The sequence below is a fragment of the Vibrio misgurnus genome, from assembly GCF_029635775.1.
Classification (GTDB): Bacteria; Pseudomonadota; Gammaproteobacteria; order Enterobacterales; family Vibrionaceae; genus Vibrio; species Vibrio chanodichtyis.
The window spans coordinates 1427926-1440708 of record NZ_CP113241.1 but is presented as its reverse complement, the minus strand read 5'-3'; the positions used below and the strand labels follow the sequence as shown (position 1 = coordinate 1440708).

The 12783-nt window shown below is 46.1% G+C and carries 7 protein-coding genes and 1 tRNA gene; 2 read left to right on the top strand and 6 right to left on the bottom strand.

All coding sequences use genetic code 11. The features are described from left to right. Both OOK74_RS06715 and OOK74_RS06710 read left to right on the top strand, forming a co-directional pair. Positions 1-1032: an SIR2 family protein gene (locus OOK74_RS06715; RefSeq protein ID WP_274721438.1), complete on the top strand. Its 1032-nt coding sequence runs from the start codon at positions 1-3 to the stop codon at positions 1030-1032. Further along, positions 1029-4193: a type I restriction endonuclease subunit R gene (locus OOK74_RS06710; RefSeq protein ID WP_274721439.1), complete on the top strand. Its 3165-nt coding sequence runs from the start codon at positions 1029-1031 to the stop codon at positions 4191-4193. Before OOK74_RS06715 ends, OOK74_RS06710 begins: the two co-directional genes overlap by 4 nt. Positions 4194-4387: 194 nt before the next feature. Here OOK74_RS06710 and OOK74_RS06705 read toward each other — a convergent pair. The 6 genes from OOK74_RS06705 to OOK74_RS06680 all read right to left on the bottom strand — a co-directional run bounded on the left by OOK74_RS06705 (position 4388) and on the right by OOK74_RS06680 (position 12629). Continuing rightward, positions 4388-4475, bottom strand: a tRNA-Ser gene (locus OOK74_RS06705). 226 nt (positions 4476-4701) lie between these two features. After that, the gene (locus tag OOK74_RS06700; RefSeq protein WP_274721440.1) at positions 4702-7752 is read right to left on the bottom strand and encodes an efflux RND transporter permease subunit; all 3051 of its coding nucleotides are present in this window, start codon (positions 7750-7752) and stop codon (positions 4702-4704) included. Further along, entirely contained in the window at positions 7752-8846 is a 1095-nt protein-coding gene (locus OOK74_RS06695) for an efflux RND transporter periplasmic adaptor subunit (protein WP_274721441.1), read from the bottom strand. Before OOK74_RS06695 ends, OOK74_RS06700 begins: the two co-directional genes overlap by 1 nt. 234 nt (positions 8847-9080) lie before the next feature. Next, positions 9081-9695 (bottom strand): PqiC family protein, encoded by a 615-nt coding sequence (locus OOK74_RS06690; RefSeq protein WP_274721442.1) that lies wholly within the window; start codon positions 9693-9695, stop codon positions 9081-9083. A 2-nt stretch (positions 9696-9697) separates the two neighbouring features. Next, a complete protein-coding gene (gene pqiB, locus OOK74_RS06685) occupies positions 9698-11320 on the bottom strand; it encodes an intermembrane transport protein PqiB (protein ID WP_274721443.1) in 1623 nt (540 codons plus the stop codon). Beyond that, the gene (locus OOK74_RS06680) at positions 11313-12629 is read right to left on the bottom strand and encodes a paraquat-inducible protein A (RefSeq protein ID WP_274721444.1); all 1317 of its coding nucleotides are present in this window, start codon (positions 12627-12629) and stop codon (positions 11313-11315) included. Before OOK74_RS06680 ends, pqiB begins: the two co-directional genes overlap by 8 nt. Between the last annotated feature and the right edge of the window lie 154 nt (positions 12630-12783).

Below are 12783 nucleotides of genomic sequence, written 5' to 3'. Positions count from 1 at the left end.
ATGGATTTATTAAAGGAAGAGTTTTTAGATCAGCTTAGAGCCGAAATTGATGAACAAACAGGTAAAGTAATAATTGAAGCTGCAGAGTTTACTCCGCAGCAAATTTTACAGGACATCAGTGAAACCACATTCAACGAAGTTTTTACCGAATGGTGTGAGAACAAAAAGTTAGAACGGTTAGACAAAGCTAACGATATCTTATCCAAGTATGGAAATGAGAGACGGTTCCGTGTCCTGAAAGAGCGATTCGTGAGCGGAGCTATTATTCCATTTATTGGCGCAGGTATGTCAATGCCAAGCGGCTATACTGGCTGGACAGATTTTTTAAACAGACTCATTGATGAAACATCCGCCGATAAATCACAGTTTCACCAACTTATTTCGTCTTGGCAATACGAAGAGGCTGCTCAATATATTTTTGATAATATGAGTGAGGCAAGATTCAACGAAGAGCTTGAAAATGAGTTTGGTCATGATAATTCGATTAATGGTTCAGTAAGGTTGTTGCCATATGTGTTTAAAGGATCTGTTATTACAACAAATTACGATAACCTGTTAAAAAGGTGCTACGAAACTGTAGGTAGGCCATTCTCCGATACTCTTATTGGAAGTGAAGCGGTTGAACTTCCTAAGCTTTTAGGTGAAGAAAAAAATATACTTTTAAAGCTTCATGGGAAATCAAACTCCAGTAGAAATAGAATTCTTACTCGAAGTGAGTACAACGAACACTATAAAGAGAATGACCAGCTTAAGAAGTGTATAAGGGCCATTTCTACCAAAACGCTGTTGTTTATCGGTTGTAGCTTAGGGATTGATAGAACGATTCAGACACTGATTGAAATTGTAAGAGAAGAAAAACAGGGATCTTTACCTAAACATTATGCATTTTTAAAGCTTAGTAACGAAAGCGAGAGGATTTCAAAGGCTGAACAATTAGCTCAAGCCAACATTTACCCTATTTGGTATACCGATGATCATGATGAATCGATAGAAGCCTTGCTGGAAAAACTTACAGAGGGAGTAAATCAATGAACGAAGAACAACTAGAAAACCTCTGCTTAGATTGGTTCCAAGAAGGTGGCTGGGAAATTTTGCATGGCCCTGATATTGCCCCAGATAGCGACAACCCACTGCGTAATGACCACGCACAAGTGGTATTGGATGGGCAGTTGCGAGCAGCATTTGAAACGATCAATAAGCACTTACCTGAACCGCAGATAGATCATTGTTTCGAGCAGTTTAAAACGATTGTCTTAAAGCCTGAAAGCTTGGATTTAATCACCAATAATCGCGTATTTCATCGGTTGTTATTGGATGGTGTGCCGGTTGAATACAAAAATGACCATGGCGAGCCAATTGCAGACCATGCTTTTATCATTGATTTCGATAACCTAAACAACAACACCTTTTCAGTCGTTAATCAGTTCACGATTACTGGCACTAAACAGCCACGTCGGCCTGATGTGATTTGCTTTATTAATGGCTTACCGATGGCTGTACTTGAGCTGAAAAGCCCAAGCGATGAAAACGCCGATATTTGGGATGCCTTTAATCAGCTGCAAACCTATAAAGATGAAATTTCTGACCTGTTTGTTTTCAATGAAGCGTTAATCGTCAGTGATGGTTATACCGCTCGGGTCGGCTCTCTCACGGCCAACCAAGAGCGTTTTATGCCTTGGCGCACCATTAAAAATGAAGATGATAAACCACTATTGGAGTGGCAACTAGAAACCATGGTGCGCGGCTTTTTTGACCGTGAATTGCTGCTGGATTACATCCGATTTTTTGTGTTATTTGAAACAGACGGTGAGACGATCATTAAAAAGATTGCGGGTTATCACCAGTTTCATGCCGTGCGTGAAGCGGTAAAGGCCACGGTGATTGCGGCGCAGCAAGTAGATGGCGTAACTGAGAAACGGGCAACTTATGCTGATGAGGTTGTACCTGGTAGTAAAAAAGCCGGTGTGGTTTGGCATACTCAAGGCAGCGGTAAAAGTATTTCTATGTGTTGTTATGCCGGTATGCTGCTTCAGCAAAAGGCCATGAATAACCCAACGCTGATTGTCGTCACTGACCGCAATGACCTCGATGGACAGCTCTATGCCACCTTCTGCAACGCGGTAGAGCTCTTGAAGCAAACACCTGTTCAAGCATCTGACCGAGATGCGTTAAGACAGTTATTAGCTGAAAGAGAGTCCGGCGGTATCATTTTTACCACAGTACAAAAGTTTGCTCTGCTTGAAGACGAGAAACATCATCCAATACTCAATGATCGTCACAACATAGTTGTTATCTCAGATGAAGCACACCGCAGCCAATATGGCCTTAAAGCCACCTTAAGTGCCGATGGTCAATATAAGTTTGGTTACGCCAAGCATATGCGCGATGCCATTCCGTTTGCTTCTTTTATTGGCTTTACTGGTACACCCATTTCAATCGATGACAAAGATACCCGCGCTGTATTCGGTGGCTATGTGTCCATCTATGACATTCAAGATGCAGTAGATGATGGTGCAACCGTGCCTATTTATTATGAATCGCGCTTGGCAAAGCTTGATTTGAACCACGCTGAAATCGCTGAGTTGTCCGATCAAGTGGATGAAGTGGTCGAGGACGAAGAGGATGTAAGCAACCGTGAGAAAACCAAAGGGGAATGGAGCCGTCTTGAAAAGCTGGTTGGCGCGACTCCTAGGTTAAGCCAAGTTGCGGCTGACTTGATAGAGCACTTTGAGACACGCAATGCCACCATGGATGGTAAAGCCATGATTGTTGCCATGAGCCGTGATATCTGTGCTCACCTCTACAATGAAATTATTGCACTGCGCCCAGAATGGCATTCGGATGACCCTGAAAAAGGGGCGATTAAGATTGTTATGACTGGGTCTGCTTCGGATAAGCCACTTCTGCAACCCCATATCTATAACAAAAAAACCAAAAAACGCTTAGAAAAGCGCTTTAAGGATATTAATGATCCACTGAAGTTGGTCATTGTCAGAGATATGTGGTTAACGGGGTTTGATGCGCCTTGTTGTCACACCATGTATGTTGATAAACCAATGAAAGGCCACAACCTGATGCAGGCGATTGCTCGGGTTAACCGCGTGTTTAAAAACAAGCCCGGCGGCTTAGTGGTTGATTACATCGGTATTGCTAATGAACTCAAACAAGCCCTGAAAACCTATACCGACTCTAAAGGTAAAGGCGAACCAACACTCAATGCAGAAGAAGCTTTTTCAATTCTTTTAGAAAAAATAGATGCAATACGTGGCATGTTTGGGAAAACACCAAAATCCGATGGTTTGGACATATCGGGCTACGAAACACAAGCGCACAAGCTACTGGTGCCAGCCGCTAACTACGTACTCGGCTTAGAGGATGGTAAAAAGCGTTTCCTAGACTTAGTGTTAGCGGCGACAAAATCTTATTCCCTATGCAGTACTTTGGATGAGGCTAAAGAGTTAAGGAAAGAAATTGCGTTTTACTCAGCCATTAAGGCCGCTATCAGCAAGTTTACCAGCGTAGATAAAAAGCGTACTCAGGAAGAAAAGAACTCGGCACTGAAACAGATTCTAGATAACGCTGTGATCGCTGAAGGCGTTGCTGACGTGTTCGCACTTTGTGGCTTGGACAAGCCCAATATTGGCTTGCTATCGGATGAGTTTTTAGAAGACGTGCGACAGATGCCAGAGCGCAACTTAGCCGTTGAGTTACTTGAAAAACTACTCAAGGATGATATTAAAGCCAAAACACGCAATAACGTGGTGCAAGAGAAAAAATTCGCTGAACGCTTGCAAGAAACGCTTAGAAAGTACAATAACCGTGCGATTGAAACGGCTCAGGTTATTGAAGAACTTATTCAAATGGCCAAAGAGTTTCAGGAAGAAATGATGCGCGAGGCTGAACTGGGCTTAAATCCAGATGAAATCGCGTTTTATGATGCCCTAGCCAACAACGAAAGCGCAGTGCGTGAACTTGGTGATGAGATCCTTAAAAAGATTGCCGTCGAGATTACTGACAAACTCAGGAAATCGACCACGGTTGATTGGCAAGTTCGTGACAGTGTTCGTGCTAAGTTGAAAATTCTTGTTCGTCGCACTTTACAACGCTGGAAATATCCACCTGACAAAGCCGCTGAAGCTGTCGAGCTTATTTTGAAGCAGGCTGAAACACTCTCTAATTTATGGACTAAATGATTTTCAACTGTTTAGTTCCTGCAACAGGAGGCAGCCTTTGGCTGCCTCTTCAATATGCCGCTTATTTAGGTTTTCATTAAGTGCAAATATCCAGTACCAGCCACACTGTGGAATATCACTGAATCGTAACCATTTGATTATTATGAATTTCAGATAAGAAAAAAGACGCCCTAAGGCGTCTTTTTTCTAGAATGTGGCGGTGAGTGAGAGATTCGAACTCTCGGTACGTTGCCGTACACACACTTTCCAGGCGTGCTCCTTCAGCCACTCGGACAACTCACCGAATCGTTAACCGCTTGGCTAACGAGGCGCTAATTTAATGATTCTATTGTGGATGGTCAAGCACAAAGTCGAAAAAAACTCGCGCATTGAGTCTGTTTGCTTACAAAGTAACTAGAGTGGGTAAAATCATAACAATTGCGTTGGGATTTCTATAATAATAAGGCTCCGTTCGGAGCCTTATTGCTTTGGGGGGTTGGGTTTGGGAAGGTTGAGATTGGCCGCCAGATTAGGCTGTGGTGACTTTCACTCTAAACAGTACCGCATAGAAAAGCGGGATCACGACTAAGGTTAGAATGGTGGCAAACAGCAAACCAAACATAATCGTGACAGCCATACTCTTAAAGAATGGGTCTACCAGCAGCGGAGCCACACCTAAAATAGTGGTGAAGGCTCCGAGTAACACTGGGCGCGCGCGGCTGATCGCAGCATCAATAATCGCGAGGTAGGCGGTTTTGCCGGCGCGAATTTCTACATCGGCTTGGTCAACCAACACAATGGCATTTTTTACCATCATACCGATCAGGCTTAAAAAGCCTAAAATCGCCATAAACTCAAAGGGCGTTTGGAAGGTGATAAGCCCAATCGTGACACCGACCACCGCAAAGGGTGCCGTCATCCAAATTACGAGAGGTTGGCGCAGCGCGTTAAACATAAAGACCACCGCCAGAATCATCGCCGCAAAGCCATACGGAGCCGAAATGACCAAGCCTTGGTTAGCATCTTTTGCGGATTTGTGTTCGCCATACCAAAGTAATTGGTAACCCGCAGGCAATTCAATTTGCTCGATTTTGTCACGGACTTGGTTAAAAGCATCGCTGGTCATGACGCCGGGCGCAGGATCGGCTTGTACCAAGATAGTCGGCATACGGTTGATGCGGCGTAATAGGGCATCTTGATAAACGATATCGACCGAGTCGATCAACTGACTGACCGGAATGTAGCGGCCAGTTTGGGTGCTAAACACAGCGCTATTTTCAATCGATCGCTCATGGTTACGTTCGTTTTCCGGTGCTCGAACAATCAGTGGGATCAAATCATTGCCTTCACGATAGACTCCAACACTGCGTCCATTCAGCGTTTGTGCAATGGCACTGCTGATCTCTTGGGTGGTTAAGCCAAGGCGCTGAGCTTCTTGTGTGGAATAGATTGGCTGCAATACTGGTACTTGCTGACGCCAATCATCTTGTACGGCGATAAGGTTCGGGTCATCGTGCATGATGGTTTTGGCTTGTTCCGCTAATTGGCGCAGTACACGGCTATCAGGGCCTTTGAAACCAGCTTCGATTTTTTTACCGCCACCACGGCCAAGCATGAATTTCCACACCTTGATCGAGGCATCAGGGTATGTGGTGTCCAGCTCAGCTTGCAACTCGGCAACCAGAGGGGCAATTTTGGTGTAGTCATCAATATCAATCAGCAGTTGACCGTAGCTTGGGTTGCCCGGCTCAGGCACATAAGTCAGCATAAAACGTAAACCACCACCACCAATAAAACTAGTGATGTTAGTCACGCCGGCTTTGGGTCGAACGTGTTGCTCAATACTGGCGACGATTTGTTCAGTACGACGAATGTCCGAGCCTTGGGGTAGAGAAATATCGACCACAAACTGAGGACGTTGTGACTCAGGCATAAAGCCGGGAGGAATAAATTGTGCGCCCCATACGGCAGCGATTAGGGTGCCGAATAACAGTAAGCAGCTTAGTGTGCGGTGGCCAAGTACCCATTGCAATACGTGTTTATAGCCGCCAACCAGTGCGGAAGGTTTAGCGTGCTGATGTTGTGCTTTAACTTTTAAAAAATCATGACACAGCATTGGGGTGATTGTGATCGCCAATACCCAGCTTAATAACATCGAATAGAGGATCACCCAAAATAGTGAGCCGGCGTATTCCCCCATATCGGAGGGCGAAAGGCCAATCGCGCTGAAGGCACAAATGCCCACCACAGTGCCGCCAAGCAGTGGCCATTTAGTGGCATTGACCACATCAGAGACGACTTGTGATTTGTCGGCATTCGGCTCTTTTTGCAGGCGTACTAAGATGCCATCGGTAACCACGATCGCATTATCGACTAACATGCCGAGTGCAATGATCAATGCGCCAAGAGAAATACGCTGCATGGCGATGTCATCGATCAGCATGATGCACAGAGTACCGGCGACCGTCAGTAGAAGGACAAAACCGATGATGATCCCAGAGCGAACGCCCATAAACAGCAGTAACACCACAAAGACAATTGCCACCGCCGCGATCAAATTATCAATAAAATTAGCCACCGACGCGCGCACGGAGTCAGACTGCATGGAAATGGTGTGTAACTCCATGCCAAGTGGGCGTTGGCTGTCTAATTCCGCTAGCCGTGTTTTAACCGCATCGCCCATTTCGACCACATTGCCACCTGTGACATTTGAGATCCCTAAACCAACGGCGCGCTGGCCATTGTAGCGCATTAACATTGAGGCAGGTTCGGTGTAGCCACGGGTAAGGTTAGCCACATCGGCCAAACGTACCACTGCATTGTTATTGCCCACAGCGACTTGTAAATTACGCAGATCGGCTAATGAGCTAATATTGGCCGTTGGGATCACCGGAATACGCATCTGCTCGGCATCGACACTGCCCGCTACAGTGACTAAATTCTGTTTTTGTAGCACTTGCAAAACGCGCTCAACCGATAATCCAAATTCGGCCATTCGTTCGCGCGAGATTTCAATGAAAATCGCCTCTTGTTGTTCGGCTAAGGTAGCGGCTTTAGCAACCCCTGGTACTAACACCAATTCTCGGCGTAAACCATCAACATAATCTTGCAGTTGTTTGTCGCTGAAGCCTTCACCCGTCACGGCATAAAACAGCGCGTAGACATCGGCAAAGTCATCATTCACTATTGGCGTGCCGGCTCCGGGCGGTAGTTGACGCTCGGCATCGGTGACTTTGCGGCGTAATTTATCCCACACTTGCTGTAATTGTGCCGCCGATTTAGCAAATTCCAGTTTGATCTCGACCGTCACTTCGGAGCGGCCTTGCATTGACACCGATTTGACCTCTTTGAGCTCTTGTAGGGCCTGTACCGCACCTTCAATCACATCTGTGACTTCATCGGCCACTTCTTGTGCGGTTGCTCCGGGATAAGTGGTGACGATCACCGCTTGGCGGATCACAAACTCAGGATCTTCAAAGCGGCCTAGCTTAAGGTAGCTGATATAGCCGCCGATTAAGGTCAGCGCGATCAAAACCCAAACGCTGGTGCGTTTAGCCATGGTATAACGTGCAATATCCATTATTGAGCTCCGTTATGATCCGTGTATGGTCGAACTGGCATACGGTCGCGCACGCTAGAAACGCCTGCGATAATCACTTGTTCGCCGGGTTGTAAGTGCTGCTTGATCACGACGCGATCTTTATAAATGGTGCCAATGTCCACATAGCGCTGTTCGGCCTGGTTTTGAGCATTGACGACCCAGACAAATTGTTGGCTTTGATTATCTGGTACTAAGGCGGTGATGGGTAAGGTGATCAAGCGGTTTTCATCCTCGGCATCTGTGGCGACGGGAAACACTTTGGCTGACATGCCGGGCATGACTCGTAGCCCGTGTAAATCTTCAAAACCAAGCACCACCGAATAGGTTTGTGAATCGGTATTGGCTTGAGTGGAGTAGGTACGCAATTGAAGAGGGAACTGCTGACCGGGGATGGCGCTTAGCTCGGCGATGGCTCGTGTGTTGCGAACGCCGGACAGCATGACGCGATGCGGGATCTCAATCGCAACTTCTAAATCACTCAGATCTTGTAGGGTCATGATCAGTTGATTCGCTTGTACTTGGGCAAAATTTTCAAGCAACTTTTCACTGATGATGCCAGCAAACGGTGCAGTGATTTGCGTGTATTCTAGTTTGCGCTTGGCTTCTTCCACTCGGTTTCTGGCCAGATCATAACGATTGGTGACATTATCCAACTCGGCTTTAGAAATAGCTTGGGTTTTTTCATAAATCGCTTTAGCGCGGCGGTATTCTTGCTCGGTATTTTTTAGCTCTAATTGAGCCGTCGCCAGTGTGGTTTTCGCATCTCGCGCATCAAGCGTGGCCAACAATTGCCCCTGTTTGACTTGATCGCCTTCTTTTACCTCTATGCTGTTTAAACGACCACTGATCCGAAAGGCGAGATCAGCACGCTTAGCTGCTCTGACGACTCCGTTAAAGGTTAGGTCGGAGGCGCGCTGGCTAGCGACAATTTCGACTAAGGCAGGTTTAACCACAGGGGCTGGCGTGTTGACCGGTGGCGCTTCGCCACAAGCCGTTATCAGTACTGTGGAACAAATGAGTAGACTAAGAACGGTACGTTTGGCGACCATACGGCGGATAACCGGCGGATTCATGGGGTTGTGCTCCTCAATTTTATTATTAGTAAATGGTTTGGGCATACAATCTGCGTGGTCAATCAAGGCCTAGCTTAATGGAGTAACATTTACCTTAGGGTTGTTTGCTGATTATGTTGTAATGAAACCCAGTAACCGTTTGCGCATCATAGGTTGAGTAAAAATAAAAGCTAAACCTGTTAGCCTACTCTGCCAGTCAGTGCACATTTTCTGCGATAGAATACCTTGACCGACTCAATTATTAGGCAAGGATTGTTGTAACAATGTTTGCTTAATCTGAGTGGTGAGTTGCTCTAAGCCTAATGACAGTGCCTCGACTAAGGCGGGATAACCTTCATCGGTTAGTGGTACATCAAACGAGAAATCTTGTCTAAGCAAGCGCACTCCTTGTGGACTCAACAACTCCCAACTGCCGGCTAGCTCGGCATTGCCAGTATAAGCGCCGTTAAATCGCTGGAATTTGACTTGTAGTGTGTGATGTTTTTGTTGAGCATAGTGAGCATTAAACGCTTCCGGCCAATAGCTGACCGGCTGATCTCGACGCAATTGTTCGATAATGCGTTCGGTCAACTGTGGGCTTAAACGTTGTGCCCATTGATGGTATTTGGCTTGAGTCACTTGCGTTGCAGATTGGCGATAAATAATCCCTGCGGTATCTAAATACGGCGCCAATTCGACAGGCTGTACGATGAGTAAAGTCGATGCTAATGCCGTGAATGATGTCGTCGGCGTGACCGGACTGGACGTGAGGTGCTGCGGCAGCAGATAAAAATCTACTTTAGGCTGTGGCTCACTACTGCAGCCTAGCAATGTGATGCTGATTAACATCATCAATAGCCATTGTTTCATGGTTATTTTCCTTGTGCTGGGATAGGGTCTGCGGCGTTATTGTCACCAAAAATCAGCGCATTGGGTTTTTCATTAATGGTGCGTATTACCGGTTTAAATTCGGCCATGACTTGGTTGAGCTGATCTAATGTGGTTTCGAGTTCCCGATAAACGGTCGATTGCGGGCCAAATCCAGCTAAGGTTGTCTCAAGCTGTTTGAGACTGGTGCGGATATCGGCGGGTAAATTTTGCGTGGTGGATTGATTGATCAAGCGTTCCGCAGAAGCCAACAATTTTTCCGAGGTTTTCAAGGTGCTATTGAGTGACTCAAGCGTCTTATCCATCGGTAATCCATTGAGTTTGCGAAGTAAATCGGTGACCTGTTTTTGTACTTCAGCAAAGCCGCCGGGTTTGGTTGGAAACAGTGAGTAGCCATCGAACTCTTTCAATGTCTCCAGTGGCTCTTCAGGAAAATAGTCGGTATCAATATATAGAGCGCCAGTGACTAAGTTGCCGGTTTTTAAGGAGGCTTTGAGTCCTTTACTAAACTCCTGCTGCATATGCGATTTAAGCGTTGGCAGATCGACTTTATTGAAATTATCGTATACACGGCCTAATTCGATGCGTACTAACACAGGGATCCGATTGCTATTAATATCCAGATCCGATTGGCGGGTACGCAGAGGGACTTTACTGACGGTACCGATACGTAAACCACGATATTCGACTGGGGCGGAGGCTTTGAGTCCACGTACTGATTCATCAAACATCATCACAAATTCAATATAATCATCGTACATGTCTTCGTGGATCTGTTTGAGATCATCAAACAGCCGAAACTCAGTCAACTGTTCGGTCACTGGCTGACCGAAATCGTCTTCTTGCAGTAGGCCAAATGTCACGCCACCTTTGAGCAGGCTTTCAATCGAACCTAAGCTGAACTGCAGCCCTTCGGCATTAAGTTGTAGATTAACCCCTGAATTGAGCCAGAAAAAAGAGCCGCTACTGACTAACTTATCGTAAGGGGCAAAGATAAATAGTTGGTATTGTGCGCTTTTACTGGTGACATCAAATTGAGTGGTTTCCACACGTCCCACCGTAAAACCTTCATACATCACCGGATCGCCAACGTTCAATTTTCCTGCTTCTTTATGGGTCAGCACTAAACGTAATCCTTTGGCATCGGGAGGAGCGATGGGGGGTAAATCCATTACGGTGAATTGATCTTGCGCGGCAGTCGATTGGCCGGGTTGCAGTTGAATATAAGCACCGGAAAGTAAGGTATCGAGGCCAGAAACTCCATCTCTGCCAATCCGTGGCTTCACCACCCAAAACAGCGAATCCTCGCGCAGCATACGCTGGGCATCTTTGGTCATTTGTGCGGTGGCGATAATGTGATCGTAACGCTTGCTCAGTTTAATTTCACTGATCACCCCGACATTGACATTGAGCGCCTTAATTTGAGTTTTGCCCACTTCAAGCCCATCGGCCGTGGGGAGGATTAAGGTGACTTTGGGGCCAGTACTGTTGACGTACTGAAACAGCATCCACATGCCCATTGCTAGAGCCAGAATTGGGATAATCCAAATCGCAGATAACTGCTTTTGTGACGTAATTTCAGCGTGAGTTTGGCGTTGGTCACTCATAGAAAGCCTTCTTAGTGCATTTGGGTTGATGAGGGGCAGGCTGCTGCCATAATATTTTTGAATCAAAAATCATCGCGGACAGCATAGTTAAGATCACGACGGCTGCAAAAGAGAGCGCAGCAGGACCGGGATAGATCGCCATTAAATTATTCAGTTGTACTAAAGCCACTAAAATCGCCACCACGAAGATATCGATCATTGACCAGCGGCCGATCAGCTCAGTGACACGGTACACCTTCAAGCGTTTTAAATTCTGGTGTTCAGGAAAAATATTAAGCTGACCCGCTTGCCAATATAGCCATCCCAAAGCGAACATCTTGGCGATGGGAATAAAAATACTGGCGATGAAAATCACCATTGCAATCGGATAAGAGCCGAGCTGCCATAGTAAAATCACGCCTTGCATAATGGTTGAACCTTCTGATTTACCTAGGCTAACCGTGTACATCATTGGATAAAGATTGGCCGGAATGTAAAAAATCACCGCAGCCAATAGCAATGCCCAAGCATATTGTAGATTGAGCTGTGGATGATAAGCGTGTAGCCGACTGCCACAGCGTACACAGCGTGGTTTTTTTGCGCTGGTCAGCGGATTAATTTGCTGACAACAATGGCAATTAGTGTGGTTATCGCTGCAATGGGTCTCTCCTGCCTGAACATTATGAGTTGGTTGCGCCGCAATAAAATGTTGCCATAGCCAGTAACGGTCAATCAGAGAGACGGTTTTGACCAGCAAAACGGAAAATAGACAAAATGCCCAAAAAGAGTTGCCCATTGCCACCTCTGCCAGTGAAGCGATTTTGATCAGACTCACCAGTACCCCAATCAAAAACACATCGACCATTAACCAAGGCTGAACTTTAAATAGCAACCTGCACCCATACGTTGCGATTTTCACTTCGCGCTTAGAGAGTGAGCGGCGCTGAGTTTGTGCCGCTTGGTAATACACGGTGAGGATAAGTAGTAGATATAGGGCTGGCAGTAAGATGACGGTGGTAAAAAGTAGCAGTGCCAAGAGGATATTCTGATATTCACCGAGCATTTTTGCGGCATTCAACAGGGTAATTTCTTGGGTTAGCCCCTGAATGCTAAACGACAGGAAAGGAAACATCAGACTGAGTGCTAGCAATGAGAGACAACTTAACGCCAACGCAATGACCGTTTGATAGGGATGCTTATGGCTTTGAGTCAGTGGGTGATGGCAACGTGGGCAGCGAGCGATTTGTCCTTGAGCTAAGCTTGGTAGACGCGTAACGAGTCCACATTCATCACAACTAATCAAGTTATGCTGGTTTTTGTCCGTAGTCATAGGTGCCATTGGTCGCTAATATGCCGTGAAACAATTCTACATGCTTGATAATAAAGTGATAGCTGAAGATAGCGAGTTTAGCTACTACGTATTTTGATTCTGCGTTGGGTGATGAATGATCACTATCAAATGAAAGAGTGATGATCCGGTGATG

Bases quoted from the DNA above. Each gene is read 5' to 3' on its own strand.
- OOK74_RS06715 (WP_274721438.1), top strand. From the start codon at position 1: ATGGATTTATTAAAGGAAGAGTTTTTAGATCAGCTTAGAGCCGAAATT.
- OOK74_RS06710 (WP_274721439.1), top strand. From the start codon at position 1,029: ATGAACGAAGAACAACTAGAAAACCTCTGCTTAGATTGGTTCCAAGAA.
- pqiB (WP_274721443.1), bottom strand. From the start codon at position 11,320: ATGAGTGACCAACGCCAAACTCACGCTGAAATTACGTCACAAAAGCAG.
- OOK74_RS06690 (WP_274721442.1), bottom strand. From the start codon at position 9,695: ATGAAACAATGGCTATTGATGATGTTAATCAGCATCACATTGCTAGGC.
- OOK74_RS06700 (WP_274721440.1), bottom strand. From the start codon at position 7,752: ATGGATATTGCACGTTATACCATGGCTAAACGCACCAGCGTTTGGGTT.
- OOK74_RS06680 (WP_274721444.1), bottom strand. From the start codon at position 12,629: ATGACTACGGACAAAAACCAGCATAACTTGATTAGTTGTGATGAATGT.
- OOK74_RS06695 (WP_274721441.1), bottom strand. From the start codon at position 8,846: ATGAATCCGCCGGTTATCCGCCGTATGGTCGCCAAACGTACCGTTCTT.